Origin of the sequence: Cellulomonas palmilytica (assembly GCF_021590045.1) — a bacterium.
In the GTDB taxonomy this organism is placed as follows: Bacteria; Actinomycetota; Actinomycetes; order Actinomycetales; family Cellulomonadaceae; genus Cellulomonas; species Cellulomonas palmilytica.
The window spans coordinates 3,757,540-3,781,930 of the sequence record NZ_CP062221.1; the positions used below are offsets into that span (position 1 = coordinate 3,757,540).

At 76.0% G+C, this 24,391-nt stretch carries 22 protein-coding genes; 9 read left to right on the forward strand and 13 right to left on the reverse strand.

What is annotated here, in order from left to right:
- Positions 1-70: 70 nt before the first annotated feature.
- The gene (locus tag F1D97_RS17030) at positions 71-2,380 is read right to left on the reverse strand and encodes a sodium-translocating pyrophosphatase (RefSeq protein ID WP_236121656.1); all 2,310 of its coding nucleotides are present in this window, start codon (positions 2,378-2,380) and stop codon (positions 71-73) included.
- 278 nt (positions 2,381-2,658) lie between these two features.
- Here F1D97_RS17030 and F1D97_RS17035 point away from each other — a divergent pair, with 278 nt between their 5' ends.
- The 7 genes from F1D97_RS17035 (at position 2,659) to F1D97_RS17065 (ending at position 9,416) form a co-directional block, all read left to right on the forward strand.
- Positions 2,659-3,204, forward strand: a complete 546-nt coding sequence (locus tag F1D97_RS17035; RefSeq protein ID WP_236121657.1) for a sigma-70 family RNA polymerase sigma factor — start codon at positions 2,659-2,661, stop codon at positions 3,202-3,204.
- Positions 3,201-4,427 carry a hypothetical protein gene (locus F1D97_RS17040; protein ID WP_236121658.1) on the forward strand — a complete coding sequence of 409 codons (1,227 nt, stop codon included), beginning with the start codon at positions 3,201-3,203 and terminating at the stop codon, positions 4,425-4,427. The genes F1D97_RS17035 and F1D97_RS17040 overlap by 4 nt, the downstream gene beginning before the upstream one ends.
- A gap of 137 nt (positions 4,428-4,564) precedes the next feature.
- The gene (locus tag F1D97_RS17045) at positions 4,565-5,173 is read left to right on the forward strand and encodes a DUF4956 domain-containing protein (protein ID WP_236121659.1); all 609 of its coding nucleotides are present in this window, start codon (positions 4,565-4,567) and stop codon (positions 5,171-5,173) included.
- Positions 5,170-6,000 (forward strand): polyphosphate polymerase domain-containing protein, encoded by an 831-nt coding sequence (locus F1D97_RS17050; protein ID WP_236121660.1) that lies wholly within the window; start codon positions 5,170-5,172, stop codon positions 5,998-6,000. Before F1D97_RS17045 ends, F1D97_RS17050 begins: the two co-directional genes overlap by 4 nt.
- A 42-nt stretch (positions 6,001-6,042) precedes the next feature.
- Positions 6,043-8,106 (forward strand): carbohydrate-binding domain-containing protein, encoded by a 2,064-nt coding sequence (locus F1D97_RS17055; protein ID WP_236121661.1) that lies wholly within the window; start codon positions 6,043-6,045, stop codon positions 8,104-8,106.
- An 87-nt stretch (positions 8,107-8,193) separates the two neighbouring features.
- Complete coding sequence (locus F1D97_RS17060; RefSeq protein WP_236121662.1) at positions 8,194-8,745, forward strand: RNA polymerase sigma factor; 552 nt, start codon at positions 8,194-8,196, stop codon at positions 8,743-8,745.
- A complete protein-coding gene (locus F1D97_RS17065; RefSeq protein WP_236121663.1) occupies positions 8,742-9,416 on the forward strand; it encodes a hypothetical protein in 675 nt (224 codons plus the stop codon). The genes F1D97_RS17060 and F1D97_RS17065 overlap by 4 nt, the downstream gene beginning before the upstream one ends.
- A 64-nt stretch (positions 9,417-9,480) precedes the next feature.
- Here the strand turns inward: F1D97_RS17065 and F1D97_RS17070 are convergent, their stop codons facing one another.
- The 6 genes from F1D97_RS17070 to F1D97_RS17095 form a co-directional block, all read right to left on the reverse strand.
- A complete protein-coding gene (locus F1D97_RS17070) occupies positions 9,481-10,176 on the reverse strand; it encodes an anaerobic ribonucleoside-triphosphate reductase activating protein (RefSeq protein ID WP_396022542.1) in 696 nt (231 codons plus the stop codon).
- On the reverse strand, positions 10,173-12,050 hold the full coding sequence (locus tag F1D97_RS17075) for a ribonucleoside triphosphate reductase (RefSeq protein ID WP_236121664.1): 1,878 nt from the start codon (positions 12,048-12,050) through the stop codon (positions 10,173-10,175). Before F1D97_RS17075 ends, F1D97_RS17070 begins: the two co-directional genes overlap by 4 nt.
- Before the next feature lie 265 nt (positions 12,051-12,315).
- Positions 12,316-13,245 (reverse strand): 5-oxoprolinase subunit C family protein, encoded by a 930-nt coding sequence (locus F1D97_RS17080; protein WP_236121665.1) that lies wholly within the window; start codon positions 13,243-13,245, stop codon positions 12,316-12,318.
- A complete protein-coding gene (locus F1D97_RS17085) occupies positions 13,242-14,027 on the reverse strand; it encodes a 5-oxoprolinase subunit B family protein (protein WP_236121666.1) in 786 nt (261 codons plus the stop codon). Before F1D97_RS17085 ends, F1D97_RS17080 begins: the two co-directional genes overlap by 4 nt.
- Positions 14,024-14,782, reverse strand: coding sequence for a LamB/YcsF family protein (locus tag F1D97_RS17090; protein ID WP_236121667.1), 759 nt, complete (start codon positions 14,780-14,782; stop codon positions 14,024-14,026). The genes F1D97_RS17085 and F1D97_RS17090 overlap by 4 nt, the downstream gene beginning before the upstream one ends.
- Before the next feature lie 160 nt (positions 14,783-14,942).
- Positions 14,943-15,779, reverse strand: coding sequence for a Rossmann-fold NAD(P)-binding domain-containing protein (locus F1D97_RS17095; protein ID WP_236121668.1), 837 nt, complete (start codon positions 15,777-15,779; stop codon positions 14,943-14,945).
- 124 nt (positions 15,780-15,903) lie between these two features.
- Here F1D97_RS17095 and F1D97_RS17100 point away from each other — a divergent pair, with 124 nt between their 5' ends.
- On the forward strand, positions 15,904-16,887 hold the full coding sequence (locus F1D97_RS17100) for an AraC family transcriptional regulator (protein ID WP_236121669.1): 984 nt from the start codon (positions 15,904-15,906) through the stop codon (positions 16,885-16,887).
- Between the two features lie 66 nt (positions 16,888-16,953).
- Positions 16,954-19,374, forward strand: coding sequence for a DEAD/DEAH box helicase (locus F1D97_RS17105; RefSeq protein ID WP_236121670.1), 2,421 nt, complete (start codon positions 16,954-16,956; stop codon positions 19,372-19,374).
- A gap of 560 nt (positions 19,375-19,934) precedes the next feature.
- Here F1D97_RS17105 and F1D97_RS17110 read toward each other — a convergent pair.
- From F1D97_RS17110 to F1D97_RS17135, 6 genes are all read right to left on the reverse strand, one after another.
- Positions 19,935-20,249 carry a TadE family type IV pilus minor pilin gene (locus F1D97_RS17110; RefSeq protein WP_236121671.1) on the reverse strand — a complete coding sequence of 105 codons (315 nt, stop codon included), beginning with the start codon at positions 20,247-20,249 and terminating at the stop codon, positions 19,935-19,937.
- 110 nt (positions 20,250-20,359) lie between these two features.
- Positions 20,360-20,638, reverse strand: coding sequence for a DUF4244 domain-containing protein (locus tag F1D97_RS17115; protein ID WP_236121672.1), 279 nt, complete (start codon positions 20,636-20,638; stop codon positions 20,360-20,362).
- 207 nt (positions 20,639-20,845) lie between these two features.
- Positions 20,846-21,403, reverse strand: a complete 558-nt coding sequence (locus F1D97_RS17120) for a type II secretion system F family protein (RefSeq protein ID WP_236121673.1) — start codon at positions 21,401-21,403, stop codon at positions 20,846-20,848.
- Between the two features lies 1 nt (position 21,404).
- A complete protein-coding gene (locus tag F1D97_RS17125) occupies positions 21,405-22,142 on the reverse strand; it encodes a type II secretion protein F (RefSeq protein ID WP_236121674.1) in 738 nt (245 codons plus the stop codon).
- Positions 22,139-23,416, reverse strand: coding sequence for a TadA family conjugal transfer-associated ATPase (locus tag F1D97_RS17130; RefSeq protein WP_396022543.1), 1,278 nt, complete (start codon positions 23,414-23,416; stop codon positions 22,139-22,141). The genes F1D97_RS17125 and F1D97_RS17130 overlap by 4 nt, the downstream gene beginning before the upstream one ends.
- Positions 23,413-24,342 carry a pilus assembly protein FlpE gene (locus F1D97_RS17135; RefSeq protein ID WP_236121675.1) on the reverse strand — a complete coding sequence of 310 codons (930 nt, stop codon included), beginning with the start codon at positions 24,340-24,342 and terminating at the stop codon, positions 23,413-23,415. The genes F1D97_RS17130 and F1D97_RS17135 overlap by 4 nt, the downstream gene beginning before the upstream one ends.
- Between the last annotated feature and the right edge of the window lie 49 nt (positions 24,343-24,391).

Consider the following 24,391-nt stretch of genomic DNA (forward strand, 5'->3'; position numbering starts at 1 on the left):
GCGGGGGGACGGACGAGCGCGGCACCCCCGGGGGGATGCCGCGCTCGTCAGGTGCTGCGGGGGTGTCGGGTCAGGAGGCCGCGACCCTGTCCGGCTCCTCGAGGGCGTGGGCCAGGGCGCCCTCGCGGTCGACGCGTGCCGCGCGCAGGCGGCTCGCGATGACCGCACCGAACGCGATGGCCGCCGCGACGAGCGCGATCGCCAGGCGCAGCGCCGTGTTGGCGTCCTCGCCGAACGAGACCACGACGATCGCGGGCGCGATGAGCACCGACACGAGGTTCATGACCTTGATGAGCGGGTTGATCGCGGGGCCCGCGGTGTCCTTGAACGGGTCGCCGACGGTGTCGCCGATGACCGCGGCCGCGTGCGCCGGCGAGTTCTTGCCGCCGTGGTGGCCGTCCTCGACGATCTTCTTCGCGTTGTCCCACGCGCCGCCGGAGTTCGCGAGGAACACGGCCATGAGCACACCCGAGCCGATCGCGCCGGCGAGGAACCCGGCGAGCGGGCCGATGCCGAGGCCGAAGCCCACGGCGATGGGCGCGAACGCGGCGAGCAGCCCGGGCGTCGCGAGCTCGCGCAGGGAGTCGCGCGTGCAGATGTCGACGACCTTGCCGTACTCGGGCCGGACCTCGCCGGTCATGATGCCCGGGAAGTCGCGGAACTGGCGGCGCACCTCGAAGACGATCGCGCCGGCGGCGCGTGTCACGGCGTCGATCGCGAGGCCCGAGAACAGGAAGACGGTCGCGCCGCCGAGGATCACGCCGACGAGCGTGACGGGGCTGATGATGTCGTAGTTCATCATCGCGTCGACCAGGTCGTCGGCCGGGGCGCGGCCGACCTCGGCGATCTTCGACGCGACCGCGTCGGCGTACGAGCCGAACAGCGCGGTCGCGGCGAGCACCGCTGTCGCGATCGCGATGCCCTTGGTGACGGCCTTCGTGGTGTTCCCGACGGCGTCGAGGTCGGTGAGGATCTGCGCGCCCTCCTCGGTCACGTCGCCCGACATCTCCGCGATGCCCTGCGCGTTGTCCGAGACCGGCCCGAACGTGTCCATCGCGACGATCACGCCGACGGTGGTGAGCAGGCCGCACCCGGCGAGCGCGATGAGGAACAGCGACAGCGCGACGTTGCCGCCCGCGATGAGGAACACGCCGCAGATCGCCGCGCAGATGATGCCGGCGGTGTAGACCGCGGACTCGAACCCGACGCCGATGCCGGACAGCACGACCGTGGCCGCACCGGTGCGGGTCGTCTCGGCGACGTGCAGCGTGGGCTTGCTCGTCGTCCCCGTGAAGTACCCGGTGACCCACAGGATGACGCCCGCCAGGACGACGCCGATCGCGACGGCGGCGGTGGCGACGAGGCGGGGGTCGCCGCCGTGGTCGGTGAGGCCCGCGGTGCCGTCGGTGAACTCGGCGAACGTCGACGGCAGGTAGACGAACGCGGCGACGGCCGCGAGCGCGACGCCCACGACCGCGGAGATGTAGAAGCCGCGGTTGATCGCGGCGAGCCCGCTCTCGGCACCGCGCACGCGCGTGATCGCGACGCCGAGCGCCGCGACGAGCGCACCCACGGCGGTGACGATGAGCGGGAAGACGAGCCCCTGCTCGCCGAACGCGGCGCGGCCCAGGATGAGCGCGGCGACGAGCGTCACCGCGTACGACTCGAACAGGTCGGCCGCCATGCCCGCGCAGTCGCCGACGTTGTCGCCCACGTTGTCCGCGATGGTCGCGGCGTTGCGCGGGTCGTCCTCGGGGATGCCCTGCTCGACCTTCCCGACGAGGTCCGCGCCCACGTCGGCGGCCTTGGTGAAGATGCCACCGCCGACGCGCATGAACATCGCGAGCAGCGCGGCACCGAAGCCGAAGCCCTCGAGCACCGCGGGCGCGTCGCCCTTGTAGATGAGGACGACGCCGGCCGCGCCGAGCAGGCCGAGGCCCACGACGGACATGCCGACGACCCCGCCGGTGCGGAACGCGATCCGCGCACCCTCGGCCCGGCCACCGGGCTGCGACGCGGCCGCCGCGACGCGCAGGTTCGCGCGCGTGGCCAGCCACATGCCCAGGAAGCCGATGGACGCCGAGAACGCGGCGCCCACCAGGAAGAACAGCGATCGGCCGAGCTTGACGCCCCCGTCGCCCGGAAGCAGGAACAGCAACGCGCAGACGACCACCGCGAACAGCGCCAGCGTGCGGAACTGGCGGTTGAGGTACGCGGACGCACCTTCCTGCACCGCCTTGGCGATCTGCTGCATCGACGCCGTACCTTCGCCGGCCGCCAGGACCTGCCGACGCAGCACCGCCGCGACGACGAGCGAGGCGACTGCGAGCCCCGCGATGATCCCGACGATCGTCAGGCTCGTGGAACCGAGCTCGACCATGCACCCTCCTCGGACCCCGGGCGCACCCCCTGCACACCCGTGCGCGCACGGCCCCGTTGCCGTGCGACCCGCGCAGTCTAGCCACGGGCGCATACCGCTCAGTAACGGACGGACGACCAGGAGTCGACGGACCTTCGGCCCGACGACGCCCACCGGCACGACGCGTCGGCCCGCCCCGCGGTGCGCGGTCCGGTACAACGGTTCGCACGGGTTGGTCGTCCTGGCTGATGAGGACGGCGACCGCCGGACTCGTGACCGAACGGACGGGACGAGGACACGTGGGCGACGAGGACCTGCTGGCCGTGCTGGCCCGCGAACGCGGGCGGGCGCTGTTCGGCTACGCCTACCTGCTGACGGGTGAGCGGCACGCGGCCGAGGACCTCGTGCAGGAGGCCCTGGTGCGGACGTTCGCCCGGCGACGCTCGGGCTTCTCGCCCGACGACGCCGAGGCGTACGTGCGCCGCGCGATCCTGACCGTCTACCTCGACGACGCGCGTCGTCGCACGCGGTGGTCGTCCGTCCGGCACCTGCTGGGGCGGCACGACGAGCCCGCGCGCGACCCGGCGCCCGCCGTGGGGACCGCGCTGGACGTGCGCGCCGCACTCGCGACGCTCGCGCCGCAGGAGCGCGTCGCCGCGGTGCTGCGCTGGTGCGAGGACCTCACGGTGCCGCAGGTCGCGGACCGCATGGGCCTCGCGCAGGGCACCGTGAAGCGGTACCTGTCGACCGCCGGTCACAAGCTCGAGGCGTCGCTCGGTCCGCTCCCGGAGCCCGGGACGGACGACGAGACGGCGCCGCTGACCCCCGGGAGGACCCGGCCATGACCGAGCACGAGAGTCGTCACCCCCTGTCCGGCGCGCTCACGCGCGCCGAGCACTCCCCCGAGGCCCGGGCCTACGAGGTGCCCGTGGACCTGGTCCGCACGCGGGCGCGTCGTCGGCAGCGGGCGCGCACCGCGGGTGCGACGGGAGCGGTCGCGCTCGTCGTCGCGGGCGTCGCGCTCGCCGTGCCGCCCCTGCTGCGGGGCGACGGGACCACTCCCGTCGCGGACGCCCCGCCCGAGTGCAGCCTCACGGTCGAGGGCCTGCGTGCGGGCGACGGGGTGCTGCCCGGCTCGGGCAACGGGACGACGATCGGAGGCGACTTCTGGAAGGTCACGACGACCGTCGACGAGGGCTCGAGGCTGCGGGCGAACGGCGCGTGGCAGGGTGTCGTGCGGGTCGACGTCGACGCACCCACGGCGTCGCTCGTGACCGCCCCGACGGGCTGGACGCTCGCGGGGACGCTCGTCCTGGTGCGCGACGGCGAGGTGGTCGCGGTGCTCGACGGCTCCGAGGACATGTCGTTGGAGACGGCCGGCCAGGTCGCGGTCGACGCGCAGCCCGTGCCGTTCCCGATCGAGGCCGAGCTGGAGTCGTCGTTCGTCTCGTGCGCGACGGCCGAGCCCGTCGACCTCGATCCGGGCGCGTACGAGCTCGTCGCGACGTGGGTGACCGGGTGGTCGCTGGGTGACGACGCGACGTCGTGGGTCGGCCGTGCGACGAGCGAGGCGGTCCCGGTCACCGTGCCCGACGAGGCCGGGTCGGGGCAGGCCTCCGCGGCCCCGCCTGCCACGGTCCCCGACGAGCTGCTCACGTGCGGCGCGTCCACCGAACCGCTCGCCGACGCGGCCCGCGAGATCGAGCAGCTCGAACCCTGGCTGGACGTCGAGACGAGCGCCGGCCCCGAGCGGGCGACCGTGGTGCTCACGCTGCGCAACGCCGGCAGCGAGCCCGTGCAGGTCCTGCCGGACTCGCTGACCGCCGCCCTCGCCCGGGACGGGCGGATCGTGAGCGAGGCGGGCACCGCGATGTTCGACGCGACCACCACGACGCTCGAGCCGGGAGGCTCGCTGAGCTACGACGTCTCGCTCGCGCGGGCCGCCGGGTGCGACGGCGACCTCACGGCGGGCCCGCACGAGGGCTGGGCGGCGCTCACGGTGACGGTCGACGGGCGGCCGGTGGTCGTCGTCGGGGAGCCCGTCGGGTTCGCGATCGACGACGTGTAGGCCGCGCGAGGAGCGACCCGGACGCCGCGTCACGAACCCGGCGTCCGGGTCGAAACCGCAGGTCACACCCAGGTCCCTCCCAGGTGGCAGTGACTGACTGTTCCCCGTCAGACGTCACGCACCTTCCGGAGGAACCGGTGTCCCCCTACACGCTCTACGCGGCCGACCTGGTCGCGATCCTCGTGCTCACGTTCGCGGTGTACCTGCCGCGGCACCGGCGCCGCGACCTCGTCGTCGCGTTCCTCGCGGTCAACGTGGGCGTGCTGGCGGTCGCGGCGGCGCTGGCCGAGAGCGCGATGGCAGCGGGGCTCGGGCTCGGGTTGTTCGGGGTGCTGTCGATCATCCGGCTGCGGTCCTCGGAGCTCGCGCAGCACGAGGTCGCGTACTACTTCGCGGCCCTCGCCCTCGGACTGATCGGCGGGCTGGGGACCACGTCCGTCGGGCTGGGTGCGGCACTCATGGCGGCACTCGTCGCCGTCATCGCCGTGGCCGACAGCCCGCGGTTGCTGCACCGGCTCCGTCAGCAGGTCGTCGTCGTGGACCGCGCGATCGCGGACGAGACGGCGCTCGTCGCGCACCTCGAGCGGCTGCTCGGCGGGCGCGTGCACTCGGTGACGGTGCAGCGGCTCGACCTGGTGAACGACACGACGACGGTGGACGTGCGGTTCACGGCGGGTGCCGCCGCCGCGTCCGACGACGAGGCCCCCGTGGCCGGCGGGTGCGCGCAGCCGGACGCGCTGCGGTGACCGCCCGGACACCGGTGGGTACCCGGGCGGACCGGTCCGGGCACCGGTTCGAGCAGCGGCTCGCGCACCTGCCCGCCGTCACGCTCGCCGAGATCGAGCGGGCCGGCGCGGCGCTGCAGACGCGCGTCGACCGCAAGTACGTGCTCCCGCTCGACGCGCTCGCGGTGCTCCCCCTGACGGACGGGGCGCGCGTGCTCGAGGTGGGCGGTCGCCGCGCGAGCGAGTACCGGTCGGTGTACTTCGACACCCCGGACCTCGCCAGCTACCTCGGCGCGGCCCTGCGCCGGCGCGGCCGGTACAAGGTCCGCACGCGCACGTACGCCGACTCGGGCGACACGTTCGTCGAGGTCAAGACGCGCGGTCCTCGCGGCTCGACCGTCAAGGTCCGCCACCCGCACGACGGTGTCCCGCACGAGCTGTCCGACGAGGCGCGCGCGTTCACGACGCGCGTGCTCGGCCCACGCCGCGCGCCCGACGGCCCGCTGCTCCCCACACTGACGAACCGCTACCGCCGCACCACGCTGCTGGTCGACGGCGGGCGCCCGGGCGTGGCGGCCCGCACGACGGTCGACACGGGCCTGGTGTGGGTCGACGCGGAGACGGGCGCCGAGCGCCCGCTCGGCCCGTTCGCGGTGGTCGAGACCAAGACCGGCGCGACGCCGTCGGCCACCGACCGGCTGCTCTGGCGCCACGGCCACCGGCCGGTGCGGATCTCCAAGTACGGGACCGGCATGGCCGTGCTGCACCCCGAGCTCCCGCTGACACCGTGGCGGCGCGTGCTCGACCGCTACGTCGAGCCGCGCGACCGCCTCGCCGCGCCCCGCTGACCTCTGACCCGCCCGCCTGCTCCACCGCCCAGGAGGCACCCGATGCGTACTCCTCTCCGCCGCGCGGCCGCCCGCACGGTCGTCCCCGCCACCGTCCGCGCCACCGTCCCCGCCGTCGTCGTCGCGACGCTCCTCGCGGGCTGCACGTCGACGGACTCCCCCGACGCCTCGGCGTCCGCCGCCGGTGGCACCGCGGCGGCTGCGACGACCGACGCGGACCTGACGGTGGCGTCCGCGATGGCCGCCAACACCGCGCCGCACGAGTCGCAGGCCTCTGCCGACGACGCCGTCGACGTGACCCTGGCCGACGGCGCGTCGTCGGCCGGCTCGTCGGTCGTGAAGGTCGACGGCGACACCGTGCGCATCGCCGCGGGCGGCGCGTACCGGCTGTCCGGCACGCTCAGCGACGGCCAGGTCGTCGTCGACGCGCCCGACCAGGACGTCACGCTCGTGCTCGACGGCGTCGACCTGACGAGCGAGACCACGTCCCCGCTGCAGGTGGTCGCGGGCGACGACGTCGTCGTCGTGCTCGCGGACGGCACGCGAAACCGGCTGACGGACACGACGGCCTACGCGCCGGACGACGAGGCGAGCGGCGCGCTGTTCAGCGCGGGCGATCTGACGATCACCGGTGACGGCGCGCTGGACGTGCAGGCCCGCGCGAACGACGGGATCGTCGGCAAGGACGGCCTGGTCGTGGCGTCCGGGATGGTCACGGTGTCGTCGGTCGACGACGGCATCCGCGGCAAGCACTACCTGGTGGTCTCCGGCGGCGACGTCACGGTCGACGCGCAGGGCGACGCGCTGAAGTCCGACGAGGACACCGACGCGACCCGGGGCTACGTGCTGGTCGCGGGCGGCACGCTCGACCTCACCGCGGGCGACGACGGCATCGCGGCGACCACCGACGTGCTCGTCGGCGGCGGCACCGTGCGCGTCACGGCGGGCGGCGGTGCGGGCGCGACGGTGGCCGCCGACGCCTCCCCCAAGGGCCTCGTGGGCGACGCCGCGGTGGTCGTCGGCGGCGGGGAGCTCACCGTCGACGCGGCCGACGACGCCGTGCACTCCGACGCAGTCGTCTCGGTCACCGGCGGCACGTCGACGCTCGCGTCCGGCGACGACGGCGTGCACGCCGAGCACGCGCTGCGGATCTCGGGCGGCACGCTCACGGTCACCCGCGCGGTCGAGGGTCTCGAGTCGCAGGAGGTCACGCTCCTCGACGGGGTCGTCACGCTCACGACGAGCGACGACGGCGTCAACGGCTCCGCGGCGGACACCACGACCGACGAGACCGCGGGCACGACGGACGGCACGACGGACGGCACCTCTGACGACGAAGCGGGTGCGGCCCCGCAGCGGCCCGGACCCGGCGGGCCGGGGGGCGGGTTCGAGGAGGCCGACGAGGACGTCCACGTCACGATCGCGGGCGGCACGCTCGTCGTCGACGCGGGCGGCGACGGCCTGGACTCGAACGGCGACCTCACGATCACCGGCGGGACGGTCGTGGTCTGCGGTCCGACGAGCGACGGCAACGGCTCGCTCGACTCCGCGGGGACGTTCGAGGTCTCGGGCGGTGAGCTCGTCGCGGTCGGCTCGTCGGGCATGGCGCAGACGCCCTCGGGCGGGACGCAGTCGTTCGTCGGGATCACGCTCACGCAGCGCGGCGCCGCGGGAGACGTCGTGCAGGTCGTCTCGCCCGACGGCGACGTGCTCGCGTCGTTCACCGCGACGAAGGCGTTCGCGTCGGTCGTGTACTCCTCGCCGGACGTGGTCGACGGCGAGTCGTACTCGGCGGTGCTGGGTGGGACCGCGGGCGAGCCCGTGGTCGGGCCGCTGTCGCACGGCGGCACCTCGGGGACGACGACCGCGGGGACCGGCGTCGCGGGCGAGGTCACCGCGGGGATGATGCCCGGCATGCCCGGTGGGGCCGGTGGTGCGCCGGGCGACCGGCCCGTCCCCGGGGACCTGCCGTCCGGCGTGCCCGCTCCCGGCGAGCTGCCGACCGACATGCCGCGCCCGGAGGACTGGCCCACGGACGGGCCCCGCCCCGAGGACTGGCCGACCGACATGCCGCAGCCCGGTCAGGCGTCGGGCGGGGGCGCCTGACGGAACCGGCCGCACCGACCCCAACCGGATCCGCACCCCGAGCGTCATGCGGGGTGAGAGGGTCGGGCGACGAGAGGTGACGAGGCCGTGGCGTGGCAGAGCGTGCTGGACGAGCTGGTCCGCGAGCGGGGACCGGCGCTGGTGGGCCACGCCTACCTGCTGACGGGTGACGTCCGCGACGCAGAGGACCTGGTCCAGGACGCGCTGGTCAAGGTGTTCGCGGGGCGTCGAGCCGCGGACCAGGTCGACTCCGCCGAGGCGTACGTGCGGCGCGCGATCCACACGCTGTTCGTCGACGGGTACCGCCGACGACGGCGCTGGGTGGCGGTCCGTCACCTGACCGCCACCCGGGAGACGAGCCCGCCCGACGGCCCGCACGCGCCGCCCGAGCTGCTCGTCGGCAACCGCCTCGTGCTCGCGCGGGCGCTCGCCACCCTCGGCCCGCGCGAGCGGGCGTGCGTGGTGCTGCACCACGTGGAGGACCTGCCCGTCGCGGAGATCGCCGAGCTGCTCGGCCTCTCGTCGGGCGCGGTCAAGCGCTACCTGTCCGATGCGCGCGCAGCCCTGCGCGTGCACCTCGACCCGCTCGACGAGCCCGCCGAGGAACGTCTCACCGTGACCACCAGGAGGACCCGATGAACCACGTCGAGCGCGACCCGCTGGACGCCATGCTGACCGACCTCGCGCACGCCGCGGGGACCGCGCACGGACCGCTGGAGGCGGGGACGGCCTCCCGCGTCGCGACGCGCGTCCGACGCCGCCGGGTGGCGCGCCGCGCGGGCACGACGGTCGCGGCCGCGAGCGCGGTGGGGGCCGTCGCGTTCGGCGCGACGCACGCGCCGGGGCTCGGTGCCGACCGGGTGGGGCCGGCGAGCGGCGGGACGTTCGCGACGCTGAGCCTGGACGAGATCCCCGCCGCGTGGCGCGACGCCTACGGGTGCGGGGACGACCTGGGCGACGACGCCACGCCGCCGCCGAACACGGAGTACACGGACGAGGAGCTCACCGAGGACGAGATCGCCGCGATCGGGCGTGGCGGCGAGACGGTCACGCTCGACGTGACGTTCCTCGCGGCCGCGGTGCTGACGAAGGACGACGTCGTCGTCGGCTACCTGGACCTGCCGACCCCGGAGGTGCCCATCGTGGCCGGCACGACGCAGCTCGACCTGACCGTCACGGCGGTCGCGCCGTGCGAGGGCGCGGACCTCGCGGGCGAGCTCGGGGCGCGGCTGCTCAGCGTCGTCACGCCGCGCGGCGAGGGCGAGCCGACCTACGGCATCGCCGACCCGACGCTGGTCACCATCCCCTGACCGGAGTCCCTGCTCTCGCCTCCCGGGTGGGGGGCGAGAGCAGGGTACGGACCGGCGTGCGCGCTCAGCCGCGGCGGACGGCGGCGAGCGCCTGCCGGTACTCGGTGCTCGTGCCGTCGGGCCGCACCTCCTGGAGCACGTGCTCGCGCACGCCCAGCAGGTGCAGCTCGTCGGTCAGGGCACGCACGTCGTCGTCGGACAGGACGGTCGGGTCCACCGTGGTGCGGACCTGCACGTCGACGCCCGCGTCGAGCACCATGCGCAGGCTCGCGAACGCCTGGTCCGCGGCCGTGGTCTCGCCGCCCACGCGGACGATCGCGCGGTAGAGCCGCCGCGGTGCCTTGACGTCGAAGCCGACCCAGTCGACGAACGGCAGGAGCGCCTCGAGCCGGCGTGGGTAGGCGCCGCCGGTGTGCAGCCCGACGCCGAACCCCGCGTCGCGGACCTCGCGCATCGCCTCGACGAGCGCGGGCTGGCGGGTGGGCTCGCCGCCGGAGAACACCACGCCGTCGAGCAGCCCGGCGCGCCGCGCGAGCAGCTCGCGCACCCGCGACCACTCGACCTGGCCCGGCGCGCGCGGGTCGAGGATCGAGTGGTTGTGGCAGTACGTGCACCGCCACGGGCAGCCCTGCAGGAACAGGGTCGCGACGAGCCGCCCCGGCCAGTCGCAGCTCGACATGGGGGCCAGACCGGCGATGACGAGGTCGTCGGCCGTCCACGCGCGCTGGGCGAACGGGAGCCGGGGCGGCGTCGTCGTCACGCCAGCGCTGCCACGGACTCGCGGAAGTGGGTGCGCTCGGCGTGCTCACCCTTCTTGCCGACGTTGAACGACGACACGGGCCGGTGGTAGCCCATGACGCGCGTCCACACCTCGCACTCCTGCATGCGGCCCGCGTCGGCGCACTTCGGGCACTCCTGGTGCTCGCCCGCGAGGTAGCCGTGGTTCGGGCAGATGGAGAACGTGGGCGTGACCGTCAGGTACGGCAGGCGGAACCGGGACAGCGACCGGCGGACCAGCTCGCGCGCCGCGTCCGGTGTGGACAGGCGCTCCGACATGTACAGGTGCAGCACCGTGCCGCCCGTGTACTTCGTCTGCAGCTCGTCCTGGCGTGCGAGCGCCTCGAACGGGTCGTCGGTGAAGCCGACGGGCAGCTGCGAGGAGTTCGTGTAGTACGGGTTGGCGTCCGTGCCCGCCTGCAGGATCCCGGGGAACCGGGCCCGGTCCTCCTTGGCGAACCGGTAGGTCGTGCCCTCCGCGGGCGTGGCCTCCAGGTTGTAGAGGTGGCCGGTCTCCTCCTGGAACTGGACCATCCGGCGACGCACGTGGTCGAGCAGCCACACGGCCATCTGGTGGCCGCGCGGGTCGGTGATGTCGTACTCGTCGCCGGAGAAGTTGCGGATCATCTCGTTGAGGCCGTTGACGCCGATCGTCGAGAAGTGGTTGTCGAGGCTCGCCAGGTAGCGCTTGGTGTACGGGAACAGTCCCTGCTCCATGAGCCGGCCGATCACCTCGCGCTTGAGCTCCAGGCTCGTGCGGGCCAGGTCGAGCAGCTCGTCGAGCCGCACCAGCAGTCCCGTCTCGTCGCCCGGGTACAGGTAGCCGAGCCGCGCGCAGTTGACCGTGACCACGCCGATCGAACCGGTCTGCTCCGCCGAGCCGAACAGCCCGTTGCCGCGCTTGAGCAGCTCCCGCAGGTCGAGCTGCAGGCGGCAGCACATCGAGCGCACGTCACCCGGCTTCATCTCCGAGTTGATGAAGTTCTGGAAGTACGGCAGGCCGTACTTCGCGGTCATCGCGAACAGCGCGTCCGCGTTGGGGCTGTGCCAGTCGAAGTCCTGGGTGATGTTGTACGTGGGGATGGGGAACGTGAAGACGCGGCCCGTCGCGTCGCCCTCCGTCATGATCTCGATGTACGCGCGGTTGATGACGTCCATCTCCGGCTGCAGGTCGCCGTACGTGAAGTCGCACGGCTCGTCGCCGACCATCGGGACCTGGTCCTTGAGGTCGTCCGGGCACACCCAGTCGAACGTCAGGTTCGTGAACGGCGTCTGCGTGCCCCAGCGGCTCGGCACGTTGAGGTTGTAGACGAGCTCCTGAATGCCCTGCTTGACCTGCTCGTACGTCAGGTCGTCGGTGCGCACGTACGGCGCCATGTACGTGTCGAAGCTCGAGAACGCCTGCGCGCCGGCCCACTCGTTCTGCATGGTGCCGAGGAAGTTGACGATCTGGCCGATCGCCGCCGAGAAGTGCTTCGCCGGGCGCGCGTCGACCTTGCCGGGGATCCCGCCCAGGCCCTCCTGCAGCAGCGTGCGCAGGCTCCAGCCCGCGCAGTAGCCCGAGAGCATGTCGAGGTCGTGGATGTGCAGGTCGCCCTCGCGGTGCGCGTGCCCGATCTCGGCCGGGTACACCTCGCTCAGCCAGTAGTTCGCGACGACCTTGCCAGCCGTGTTGAGGATCAGACCGCCGAGGCTGTAGCCCTGGTTCGCGTTGGCGTTGACGCGCCAGTCGCTGCGGTCGAGGTACTCGTCGATCGAGGACGCGACGTCCACCGTGACCGGCGCGACGGGGCGGGTGCCGGCCTGCTGCGCAGGCGCGGTGGGCGTGGTCGGTGCCGTGGCGGCGGGGTCGGGCATGGGTTGTGCTCCTTCGTCGTCGAATCCCACATGTAGTGGTCGCGGTGCTCGCGGCTCACAAGATGTGGGAATTTCTACGCGGCCCGCGCCACCCGGGATGGGACCTTGGTCCCGCTTGTCCCGACCCGCGCAGGTCGCGCGCGCGCACCCGCCGCGAACTCGCGGCGTGTCGCTGCACGCAGTTCACCCGGACGCCTCGGCGTGTCGCTCCACGCCCGTCGCGCGGGTGGCCGCCGTGGGGTTCCAGAGGGACGCCAGCGGGGTGTCAGCGGCCGGTCGACAGCGCCAGCGCGAGGCGCACCACGTCCCCCGGACGCACCTGCGCGAGCAGGTCGAGGTCCGACGAGCGCACCACCGCCAGCACCGGGTAGCCGCCCGTCACCGGGTGGTCGACCCCGAACACCACGGGCCGCCCGTCGGGCGGCACCTGCACCGCACCCGGCACCAGGCCGACGGGCGCGAGCTCGCGCCCGAGCGCCTGCGCGGTCCGCGGGATCTGCGGACCGTCCAGGCGCACCGCCACCCGGTCCGACGAGGGTGCGACCACGTACCCCTCGGGCGCGCACAGCACCCCCGGCCAGCGGGGCGTGAACCAGTGCGCGTGCGGCCCGATCTCGACGCGCAGCACCGGCACGTCCCTCTGGTCGTCGGCCGGGGCGTCCGGCTCGTCGGCGGGCCAGGTGGGAGGCAGCCCCGCCGGCGGCGGCCCGGGCGGCGGCGGCCCGACCGGGAGCACGTCGCCCGCGGCGACCGGCGCCGGGCCGATCCCGCCGAGCCGGTCGCTCGCGCGCGAGCCGAGCACCGGCTCCACGGCCAGTCCCCCGGCGAACGCCACATATGTCCGCAGCCCCCGCTCGGGCCGGCCGAGCGCCAGCACGTCGCCCGCACCGAGCCGCACCCGCCGCGCGCCGTCTCGCTCGACCGCCCCGCCTGCCCGCTCGACGGTCACCGCCACGTACGCCCCCGCGAGCGCCACGTCCACGGCAGCGAGCGCGCGCACCCGCAGCCCGCCGAGCAGCACCTCGAGCCCGGCGGCGCCGTCGTCGTTGCCGACCGCGCGGTTCGCCCGGCGCAGCGCCGCCGCGTCCGCCGCACCCGCGCGGCCGACGCCGACGTGCGCCCACCCGGGCCGCCCGAGGTCCTGCACCAGCGTCAGCAACCCGGGGTCGACCACCGCCACCGCCCGTGCCGTCACCCGGCCACCTCGAAGCGCACGCGCGTGCCGGGGGTCAGCAGCGCGGGCTCGTCGCGCGCGACGTCGAACAGGGACGTCGGGCACGAGCCCAGCAGCCGCCAACCGCCGGGCGTGGCGGCCGGGTACACCGCGGTGAACCGGTCCGCGATCGCCACGGCCCCCGCGGGCACGCGCGGCCGCGGTGTCGCCAGACGCGGCACGACGAGCGCCGGGTCGAGCCCCACGAGGTACGCGAAGCCCGGCATGAAGCCGCCGAACGCCACGGTGTACGTGGCCGCGGCGTGCCGCGCGACGAGCGCGTCGACCGTCAGGCCCGTGGCCGCGGCGACGTCGTCGAGGTCCGGTCCGTCGTAGGTCACGGGCAGCACGACGAGCGGGCGGTCGGTCGCGGGCGCGTCGTCGGAGTCGAGCGCGTCGGCCGCGACCTGCCGCACGGCCCGCGCCAGCGCGCGCAGGTCCGTGCCGGCCCGCACACGCAGCAGCACGCTCTCGGCGGCGGGCACCTGGTCCTCGACCCCCGCCCACACCGCGCGCTCGGTCGCGGCTCTCGCGCCAGGTCGTGCGTCGCTCGCGAGGTCGTGCGTTCCTCTGCACGACTTCACGAGAAACGCACGACTTCGCGACGAGGGCTCGTCGGACGGTCCGGTGAGCGGCGGCGGGTCCGTGGGCGAGGTCGCGCGGGCGGCGCGGAGCGCGTCGTCGACGCGGCGGACCGCCGCGAGGTCGGGCAGCTCGACGAGCAGCGCCGCGTCCCCGAACCGGCGCACCCGCACGGACGTCACGCCGCGCCCCGCACGAACGGGCCCAGCGGCACCCCGGCCTGCTCGAGCGCCGCGCGCACGTCCCGCGCGAGCAGCACCGCACCCGGGGTGTCCGAGTGCACGCACACCGTCTCGACGTCGACCCGCACGTCGGTGCCGTCGACCGCGCGCACCGTCTTCTCGGCCGCCAGGCGCACGACCCGCCGCGCGACCTCGTCGGCGTCGGTCACCAGGGCTCCGTCCTGCCCGCGCGGCACGAGCGTGCCGTCGGGCAGGTACCCGCGGTCCGCGAACGCCTCGGCCACGGGCCGCACCCCACGCCGCCGCGCGTGCGCGAGCACGGCCGACCCGGGCAGCCCCACGACGGGCAGGTCCCCCGTCGCGTCGAGCACCGCGGCCGCGTGCTCCTCGTGGTGCACGACGGCGTTGTAGAGCGCCCCGTGCGGCTTCACGTACGCCACGGTGGCGCCGTGGGCGCGCGCGACGTCGACGACGAGCGCCAGCTGGGCCGCGACCTGCGCGCGCAGCTCGTCGGCCGGCACGTCCAGGAACCGTCGCCCGAAGTGCTCCCGGTCCACGTACGACACGTGCGCGCCGAGCACCACGCCCCGCGCCGCGGCGACCCGCGCGACGGCCGCCATCGTGCGCTCGTCGCCCGCGTGCCCGCCGCACGCGAGGTTCGCGCTCGTGACCACGCCCAGCAGCGCCTCGTCGATCCCGACGGCGCCGGGCACCCACGCGTCGTAGCCTTCGCCCAGGTCGCAGTTGAGGTCCACGGCACCACCCTGCCACCGAGCCCGGCCCCCCGGACCGTCGGCGTGACCAGCACCCGAGCGATGACGCGGCGCTCGCGACGGTCCGGCGCGCGCGACCAGCGTCCCGGACCGACCGCCCCCGGGCCCGCAGGCGCCGGCGGCGGTCGGTCGGCGGGACGCGTCAGCCGGTCACCGTGGCCGGGACCAGGTCCCGCGCGACGAAGTCGCGGAAGTCGCGCGCGTCGCGCCCGAGGACGCGCCGCACGCCGTCCGTGGGCAGGGACCCGCGACCGTCGAGGAGCTCGGAGAACACGTACCCGAGCAGGTCGACGAGGTCCGGCGGCAGCCCGGCGGCCGTCAGGCCGGCGGTGTACTCCTCGACAGGAACGCCCTGGAACCGCACCGGCCGCCCGGTCGCGGCGGCGATCTCGTCCACCGCCTCGGCGAACGTCAGCGCGCGCGGGCCGGTGAGCTCGAGCACCTGACCGGCGTGCGCGTCGGTGGTGAGCGCGACCACGGCGACGTCGGCGACGTCCTCGAGGTCCACGAACGGCTCGGGCGCCGTGCCCTCGGGGAGCACGACGACGCCCTCGGCGAGCCCTTCCGCGAGGAAGCTCTCGGTGAAGTTCTGCGCGAAGAACGCCGCGCGCACGACCGTACGCGCGGGGTGGGCCTCGAGCACGAGCTGCTCGGCACGCTCCGCCTCGGCCTCGCCGCGGCCGGACAGCAGCACGAGCCGCTCGACCCCGAGCTTGCGTGCCAAGGTGGCGAGCCGCGCGACCGTCTCGGGCGCGCCGGGCATCGCGAGGTCCGGCGCGTAGGCCACGTACGCGGCGCCCGCACCGTCGAGGACGGGGGCCCAGGTGGTCGGGTCGGCCCAGTCGAAGCGGTGCGGTCCGCCGCGCGCCGCGGCACGCACGGGCAGGTCCCGCGCCTGCAGCCGCTCGACGATGCGGCGGCCGGTCTTGCCGGTCCCGCCGAGCACGGCGACGGGTCGGTCCGGTCCCTCCTGGCTCATGGTGACTCCTCTCGGTCGTGCGGCCGGTGTGGCCACGACTTCGAGCAAACCGGGCACCGGCGAGACGTTCCATGGTCGAGAGACGCAACTTCATACGCGACCGTCTCGCCGCTAGGGTCGTCGGATGGACGTCGTCGGCGGGCTGCTCGACGGGCCGCGAGCGCGCGGCGCGTTCCTCCTGCGCGTGCACCTGCGCGCCCCGTGGTCCCTGCGCCTCGAGGACGAGTCGCCGCTCACGCTCGTCCCCGTGCTGCGCGGCTCCGCGTGGATCGGCCCGCCGTCGCCCACACCCGACGACCCCGGCGAGCACCTCGCCCCCGGCGACGTGGCCGTGCTTCGCGGCGGCGGCGTGTACGTCATCGCGGACTCCCCGACCACCACCCCGCAGATCGTCATCGGCCCCGAGCCGGACGTGTGCCGCCCGGTCGAGGGGGTCCCGTCGACGATGCGTGAGCTCGGGGCGCGGACGTGGGGCAACGACCGCGACGGCGAGACCGTGCTGCTCACCGGGACGTATCTCACGGACAGCGCCGTGGGCCGCCGCGTGCTGCGCACCCTGCCCGCGCGTTCCGTGGTGCGCCGCGGCGAGGTCGACCCCGTGCTCGTCGACCTGCTCGCCCGGGAGATCACCCAGGACCTGCCGGGCCAGGACGCCGCGGGCGACCGCCTGCTCGACCTCATCCTGCTGTCCTGCCTGCGCAGCCGGCTCACGCACCCGGGGGCACCCGGCTGGTACCGCGCGGGCGGCGATCCCGTGGTGGGTGCGGCGCTGCGGCGCATCCACGACCACCCCGCGCACCCGTGGACGCTCGAGGGCCTGGCGCGCGAGGCCGGCCTGTCGCGCGCCGCGTTCGCGCGGCGGTTCACCGCGCTCGTCGGCGAGCCGCCCATGAGCTACCTCACCGGCTGGCGGCTCGACCTCGCGGCGGACCTCCTCCTCGACCCGGACGCGACGCTCGCGTCCGTCGCGCGCGCCGTCGGCTACGGCTCGCCGTACGCGTTGAGCGCCGCGTTCACCCGCGTGCGGGGCGTGAGCCCGAGCGCGCACCGGCGCCGCGTGCTGGCCGGCGAGTGCGGCACCACCCAGCTCGACCCGGTCCCCGGCTGACGCGCACGGTTGCCCTCCGACGGGAGTGCGGCCGGAGCACCCTCGCGCGGGTGCGAGCATGGTCGCGTGGAGTCCGACGAGCTGCTCGACGTGCTGCTCGCCGGCGGACGACGAGCCGAGCGCGCGACCCACGTGCGCCACCTGCCCGCACGCGCGGGCGAGCGCGAGCCGTGGCCCGCGTGGGCGGACACGGACCTGGTGCGCGGCTACCGCACGCTCGGCGTCGAGTCCCCGTGGCGTCACCAGGTGCAGGCCGCGCAGGCGGCGTGGGACGGCCGGCACACGGTGCTGGCGACCTCGACCGGCTCCGGCAAGTCGCTCGCGTACTGGCTGCCCGCGCTGTCGGCCGTGCGCGGTCGCGCCGCCGAGGCGTCGCTCGACCCGGGCCGCATCGAGTCGGCCAGGCGCCGCGCGAGCGTCCTGTACCTGTGCCCGACGAAGGCGCTGGCCGCCGACCAGCTCGCCGCGGTCGAGCGGCTGCTCGCCGCCTCCCAGGTGCGCGACGTGCGGGTCGCGACGTGCGACGGCGACACCTCCCCAGACGAGCGGCGCTGGGTCCGCGACCACGCGGACGTGGTGCTGACCAACCCCGACTTCCTGCACTTCTCCTTCCTGCCGCAGCACGAGCGCTGGTCGCGGCTGCTCGCGTCGCTGCGGTACGTGGTCCTCGACGAGTGCCACGCGTTCCGCGGGGTGTTCGGCGCGCACGTCGCGCTCGTGCTGCGGCGTCTGCGCCGGCTCGCCGCCGCGTACGGGGCCTCGCCGACGTTCGTCCTCGCGTCCGCGACGACGGCCGACCCCGCGCAGAGCGCCGCGCGGCTGCTCGGCGTGGATCCCGACGAGGTCGAGGCCGTCACCGACGACGCGTCGCCCGCGGGACGCAAGACCGTCGTGCTGTGGCAGCCGCCCGAGCTGCCCGGCCACGGACCCGACGCGCAGACGCCGTGGGCTGCGCTCCTGCCCGACGAGGACCCGTGGGCGACCCCCGGCGAACCCGAGGACCGGCCCCGCCGCACCGCGACCGCCGAGGTCGCGGACCTCCTGGCGGACCTCGTCGCGCACGGCGGCCGCACGCTCGCGTTCACGCGCTCGCGTCGCGCGGCGGAGTCCGTCGCCACCACCACGCGTGAGCACGTCGGCGCGGTCGACCCGTCGCTGCGCGCCGCCGTGCAGGCGTACCGCGGCGGCTACCTGCCCGAGGAGCGGCGGACGCTCGAGCACGCGATCCGCAGCGGCTCACTGCGCGCGCTCGCCACGACCAACGCGCTCGAGCTCGGCGTCGACATCTCCGGGCTCGACGCGGTGCTCATCGCGGGCTGGCCCGGCACGCGCGTGTCGTTCTGGCAGCAGGCCGGGCGGGCGGGCCGTGCGGGTGCCGACGGCGTCGTCGTGCTCGTCGCTCGCGAGGACCCGCTCGACACCTACCTCGTGCACCACCCCGAGGCCGCGCTCGACGCCCCGGTCGAGGCCACCGCGTTCGACCCGACCAACCCGTACGTGCTCGCCCCGCACCTGTGCGCCGCCGCGGCCGAGCGACCCGTGCGCGCCGAGGAGCTCGACCTGTTCGGCGAGCGCGCCGCGAGCGTCCTCGACGACCTCGTCGCGCACGGCGTGCTGCGGCGCCGGCCGTCCGGCTGGTACTGGACGCACGCCGAGCCCGCGTCGCGGCTGACCGACCTGCGCGGCGCGGGCGGCAACCCCGTGCGCGTCGTGGAGTCCGAGACCGGCCGCGTGCTCGGCACGGTCGACGCCGCGTCCGCGGACGCCACGCTGCACCCCGGTGCGGTGTACGTGCACCAGGGCGCGACGTTCGTCGTCGACGACCTGCACCAGGCCGACGACGTCGCGCTCGTCACCCGCCGCGACGTCGACTACGGCACGTGGGCGCGGTGGCTCACGACCACCGCGGTCGTCGACGTCGCCGAGGAGCGCCGCTGGGGGCCGGTGACCTGGCACCTCGGCACCGTCGACGTCACGTCGCAGGTGCTCGGGTTCCAGCGCAAGCACCTGCCCGACCTCGCGGTCCTGGGCTACGAGGACCTCGAGCTGCCGCCCCGCACGCTGCGCACGTCGTCGGTCTGGTGGACGGTCCCGACGTCCGTGCTGGAGGAGGCGGTCGTGACGCTCGAGGCCCTGCCCGGTGCGCTGCACGCCGCCGAGCACGCCTCGATCGGCCTTCTCCCCCTGCTCGCGACGTGCGACCGGTGGGACCTCGGCGGACTGTCGACCGCGCTGCATCCCGACACGGGCGAGGCGACCGTCTTCGTGCACGACGCCCACCCCGGCGGCGCGGGCTTCGCCGAGCGCGGCTTCCACCTCGGCGCGACCTGGCTGCGCGCCACGCGCGACGCCATCGCCTCGTGCCCGTGCGCCACCGGCTGCCCCGCGTGCGTGCAGTCGCCCAAGTGCGGCAACGCGAACCACCCGCTCGACAAGGCCGCCGCCCTGCGCCTGCTCGACGCGGTCCTCGCCCACGCCACCGCCTGACGTCGCGCGGCCCGACGCGTCTGCCGACCGTGCACCGGAGCCACCGTCCCAGGGCTCGTCGGCGGGCGGGTCGGCCCGCGCCTCGGCGGAGCGCGGACCGGCCCGGGCGTGCGCCCGAGCGGACGACCCGACAGCCGTCGCCTCGACGTCGACCGTGACCACCCCCGCGGCTCCCACCGCGCAGGCCGCCAGGCGAGCACCGTTCCTGACCGCCGCCTGCCCGGCGAGTGCGCACGCCGACGCGGCGTCCGCCCCGCGCTGCACGTGCGTCGCGGCCGCGAGCGCCGCCAGGTCGGCGCCGGCCTGCGCACGACCGCGGGCCGCGTGCGCGGCCGCCACCGTCGCGACGGCCCCGCAGCCCAGGAGCGCCGCGAGCACGACCGCGAGGAACAGCGCCGTCCCCGCGCCGCAGTCGTCGCGCCAGTCGTCGCGCCAGTCGACGCGCGCACGCCCGGCCACCCGAGGCAACGTCATCAGCCCGCTGCGGCCGCCTCTCGGTCGGGCACACTCCTGCGGCCCCCCGTGCCCAGGGGCGGGCGCCGAGCCGGGTACCGGGACGCTCACGGCTCGTCCCAGGCGGTCGCCGAGCCCCGCAGCGTCACGACCTCACCCAGCCCCGCGACCGGCAGACCCGCCGAGACGACGACCGTGACCCAGCCGTCGTCGTGTCCCACGTCCACGCGCGCGGCGTCACCCGCGACCCTCCGCGCCCCGGCGACCACGGCCGCGTCGTCCTCGCCGATCGCCGCGAGCCGAGCGCCCGTCCGCGCGGCCTCGGCGCACCGCTGCTGCATCACGCCCGCCGCGCTCACCCCGAGCACCGCGAGCAGCAGGAGCGCGACCGCGGGCAGGCCGACCGCGAGCTCCGCCGTCACCGACCCACGATCGGCCCCACGATCGGAGCCGCGAGCCGAGCCGCGACCGGAGCCGCGATCGGAGCCGCGAGCCGAGCCACGGTCGGACCCGAGGCCGGCCTGCCCGCTCGTCACAGCGACAACGCCTGCTTGACGATCCCGCTGAGGAGCCCGCGCACCTCGTTGCTCTTGAGGATCACGACGAGCAGGCCCGCGAAGCCCACGGCCGCGAGCGTCGCGATCGCGTACTCCGCGGTCGCCATCCCGGCGTCCCGCGCGCCGGTGGCGAACCGCCGCGCGACGCGCTGCGGGACCCACCCGGGCACGTGCTGACGGGTGTCAGCGCGGTCGTCGCGGGCCTCGTCGTCGTGCGCGCCGCGCGGGCGTCCCGCGAGTGCCGTGCCGTCCATCGAGCACCTCCTGTCTGCCGGCTCGCGCCGGCGTCGGTCGTCCGCCGGCCCGTCGGGCGCGGTCGGTGGGCGGTGACCCGCCCCGGCCGGTCCGACCCGGCCGCGGCCAGCGTCGTGCGGTAGCCGCCCGCCCGGCCGGGGCCGCGGCCGGATCTGGGGACGTCCCGCGCCGGTCGGCGGGCTGGGGTCGGGTGGTCGGGGCGGGCGTCACGGCAGCACCCCGTCGAGCAGCCCCGCGCCGAGCCCGAGGACGAGCGGGGCGAGCCCGAGCAGCGCGAACGCGGGCAGGAAGCACAGCCCGAGCGGGAGCACGAGGTGCACCCCGAGCGCTGCGCCCGCGGTCCGGGCACGACGACGACGCTCGCGCCGCACCGCGGCGGCGCGAGCCCGCAGCGCCGGTCCGGGCGCGGCCCCGCTCACCCACGCCTGCTCGAGGCAGTCCCGGACGTCGTGGACGTCGGGCGGCGCGCCGGCCCATGCCGCGGGCCACGACGCCCCGAGCACGAGCGCCGCCCCGGCGGCGTCCAGGGCACCACCGCAGGCGCCTCCCGCCGCCGCACCCACCGCTCGCAGCGCGCGCGGCAGCGACGCCCCCGAGGCGACCGCGGCGTCGACGAGCTCGAGCAGCAGCACCGCGTCGAGCGGCGGACCGGTGGCGGCCCGGACGGACGCGCCGCCGGTCCCACCGCCCGGTGCGACGAGCGTGCGCCGAGCGGCGAGCCACGGCACCACGACGAGCACGGCACCCAGGACGGTCAGCACCACGTCAGCCGCTCCCGCGGGCGGCGCGCGCGAGGAGACGGCTCGTCCAGCGACGTCCGACGACGAGCAGGACGAGTCCCGTCAACCCGGCGACGCTTCCCAGGCCCCCACCGAGCAGCACCCCGACCGGGTCCGCACCGAGGAGCGCGCCGAGCCCCACGCCCAGCAGCGGCAGCCACGCGAGGACGCGCGCCGTCGCGCGTGGGCCGGCGAGCGCGGCCTCGACGTCGTCCCGCTCGGCGGCGTCGGCCGCGAGCGACTCGGTGACGTGCTGCAGCATCGCGGCGAGCGGTGCCCCGAGCTCGTGCGCGGTCCGTGCCGCCGCGACGACGGCCGCGGCGCGTGCGACGAGCCTCTCGTCGTCCCGACCGCGCCCGCGCGGGTGCAGCCGTCGCACGGCACCACCGCCGTCGCGGAGCCCGACCGACATCGTGCGCGCGGTCGCGCGGGCACCCCCACCTCTGCCGGTTCCCTCGCACGCGGCGACGAGCACGGCGAGCTCGGGCACGTCGCCGTCGGCGGGCCGGCCGAGCACGGACGCCCACGCGTCGGCGGGCGGGCGCCCCGCGCGCAGCTGTGCGCCGACGGCCACGAGCACGTTCTCCAGGTCCCGTCCCGCGCCCGACCGCACGTCCGGCGACGTCTCGGTCGACGCCCTCGCCCTCAGGAGCGCCCGTCGCGGCCCGACGCCGCTGGCCACGAGGAACGCGGCCGCTCCGGCCAGCGCCACGACGGCGCTCACGGCGCACGTCCGACGGGCACCGGCGACACGGGTGGGTCGCTCGTCGTCCCCGGACCGAGGGACGTCAGGCCGGCGATGCCGAGGCGGTCCGCGAGCCGGCGCCAGCCGGGGCCTCGGCGCAGCACCCCGGACTCGTCGGCCTCGACGGCCGTGGACACCTCGAGCCCGTCGCGCGTGCGACCGACGACCGCGACCTCCGCGAGCATGCGCCGCGTGCGACCCGGGCCGGTGCGGCGCAGGTGCAGCACCGCGTCGAACGCGGCGGACGCCTGTGCCGCGGTCGCCTCACGGCTGAGCCCCGCGAGCGCGGCGAGTGCCTCGAGCCGAGCGGGGACGTCCGCCGCCGTGTTGGCGTGGACGGTCGCGCAGCCGCCGTCGTGGCCGGTGTTGAGCGCCGCCATGACCTCACGCACCTCCGCGCCGCGGCACTCGCCGAGCACGATCCGGTCGGGTCGCATGCGCAGCGCATGCCGCACGAGCTCCGCGAGGTCGACCCGGCCCGCGCCCTCGACGTTCGCACGCCGCGCGAGCAACCGCACGACGTGCGGGTGCTGCGGCGCGAGCTCGCCGGACTCCTCGATCACGACGATCCGCTCGTCGTGCCCGGCCCACGCGAGCAACGCCGCGAGCAGCGTGGTCTTGCCCGCTCCCGTCGCGCCGGACACCAGGAGGTTCGCGCGGACGTCGACCAGCGCTCGCAGCACGCCGACGAGCCCCGGCGCGACCGTGCCGACCCGCACGAGCTCGGGCATCGACAGCGTCCGCGCCCGCACGACCCGCAGGCTCAGGAGCGTGCACCCGCCCGCGACGGGCGGCAGCACCGCGTGCAGCCGCGTCCCGTCGGGCAGGCGCGCGTCCACCGTGGGCACTCCGTCGTCGAGCCGTTGCCCGTCCGCGGCGGCGAGCCGGACCGCGAGCGCACGCACGTCGTCGTCGGAGCCGAGGTCGACGTCGGTCTGCGTGAGCCGCCCGTCGAGCTCGACCCACACGTCCCGTGGGCCGTTGACGAGCACGTCGCTCACGCGCGGGTCGTCGAGGAACGGCTGCAGCGGCCCGGCGCCGAGGATCGCGGCGCGCACGGCCTGCACCGCGGCGGGCAGCACGGCCGAGCCGAGCACCGCACCGCGGTCGCGCGCGACCTGCTCGACGGCGCGCACGAGCTCGTCGTCGCCGGGCGCGGTGCCCCGCAGCCGCTCACGCACGGCGTCGACCAGGTCGCCCGAGAGCACCGGAGCACCGGCGGGCCGCACGCCCCCGGCCGCGAGCACGCTCACCACGCGCCTCGCACGACGGCGAGCGCGGGCTCGTCACGGACCGCGCCGGCGGACGCCGGTGCCGGGGCGGCCCGCTGGACCTCCCGTGCGACCCGCGCCGCGGCCCGAGCGACGGCCCCGGTGAGCGGTACGCCTCCGCGCTCCGTCGCCGCGGCGGTCCGCCGGTCGACCCCGAGCCGTGCCAGCACCGGCAGGTCGACCGCCTGCGCGAGCTCGCCGGACCCCAGCCCGCCGGGCGACGGTCCCGCCGTCACCACCCCGACGAACGCCCCGTGCGCGACGAGCGACGTGCGCAGGGCCAGCAGGCCCGCGACGGCGCGCAGGTCCCGCGGTGCGACGACGACGACCGCGTCGCACACCGACGCGAACGAGTCGCCGGTGACGACACCGACCCGTTCGAGGTCGAGCACGACGACCCCGCACACGCCGGCGAGCGCGTGCAGCACGTCGGCGAGCACGCCTGAGTCCGGCAGCCCGGGCCGGTGCCGGTCCGCGGAGAGCACGGCGCACGGACCCCAGCGCGGCAGGAGCGCGAGCACCTGCGCGCCGTCGACGTCGCCGCGAGCCGACGTCAGGTCGGGCCAGCGCACGCCGTCGCTGTCCTCGAGCGCGAGCAGCACGTCGACGCCCGCCGAGGCCCGGTCGAGGTCGACGAGCGCGGTGGCGGTCCGCCGCGCGAACCGTGCCGCGAGCGCGGCCGCGAACGTCGACGCCCCGGCTCCCCCGCGCGCACCGACCACCCCGACGACGAGCGCGCGGCCACGCTCCGTGCGGGCGCCGACCGGCGCAGGACGCGGCGGCGACGCGCCCCACGCCGCCGCCGCGCCGCCCGGGCCACGAGGTGGGGAGACGACGGGCGTGTCGGGCGTCGGGCGGGGGGTGCCGCCGTCCCGATCACGCCATGTCCCCACGGGGAGCTCCGCCACCGTCCACCTCCGTCACGTCCCGGACGACGCCGACGCTGCCGCACACCAC

What these genes read in the sequence shown, in the direction of transcription:
- F1D97_RS17030 (WP_236121656.1), bottom strand. Translation starts at nt 2,380, where the DNA reads ATGGTCGAGCTCGGTTCCACGAGCCTGACGATCGTCGGGATCATCGCG.
- F1D97_RS17040 (WP_236121658.1), top strand. Translation starts at nt 3,201, where the DNA reads ATGACCGAGCACGAGAGTCGTCACCCCCTGTCCGGCGCGCTCACGCGC.
- F1D97_RS17055 (WP_236121661.1), top strand. Translation starts at nt 6,043, where the DNA reads ATGCGTACTCCTCTCCGCCGCGCGGCCGCCCGCACGGTCGTCCCCGCC.
- F1D97_RS17065 (WP_236121663.1), top strand. Translation starts at nt 8,742, where the DNA reads ATGAACCACGTCGAGCGCGACCCGCTGGACGCCATGCTGACCGACCTC.
- F1D97_RS17075 (WP_236121664.1), bottom strand. Translation starts at nt 12,050, where the DNA reads ATGCCCGACCCCGCCGCCACGGCACCGACCACGCCCACCGCGCCTGCG.
- F1D97_RS17095 (WP_236121668.1), bottom strand. Translation starts at nt 15,779, where the DNA reads ATGAGCCAGGAGGGACCGGACCGACCCGTCGCCGTGCTCGGCGGGACC.
- F1D97_RS17100 (WP_236121669.1), top strand. Translation starts at nt 15,904, where the DNA reads ATGGACGTCGTCGGCGGGCTGCTCGACGGGCCGCGAGCGCGCGGCGCG.
- F1D97_RS17115 (WP_236121672.1), bottom strand. Translation starts at nt 20,638, where the DNA reads ATGGACGGCACGGCACTCGCGGGACGCCCGCGCGGCGCGCACGACGAC.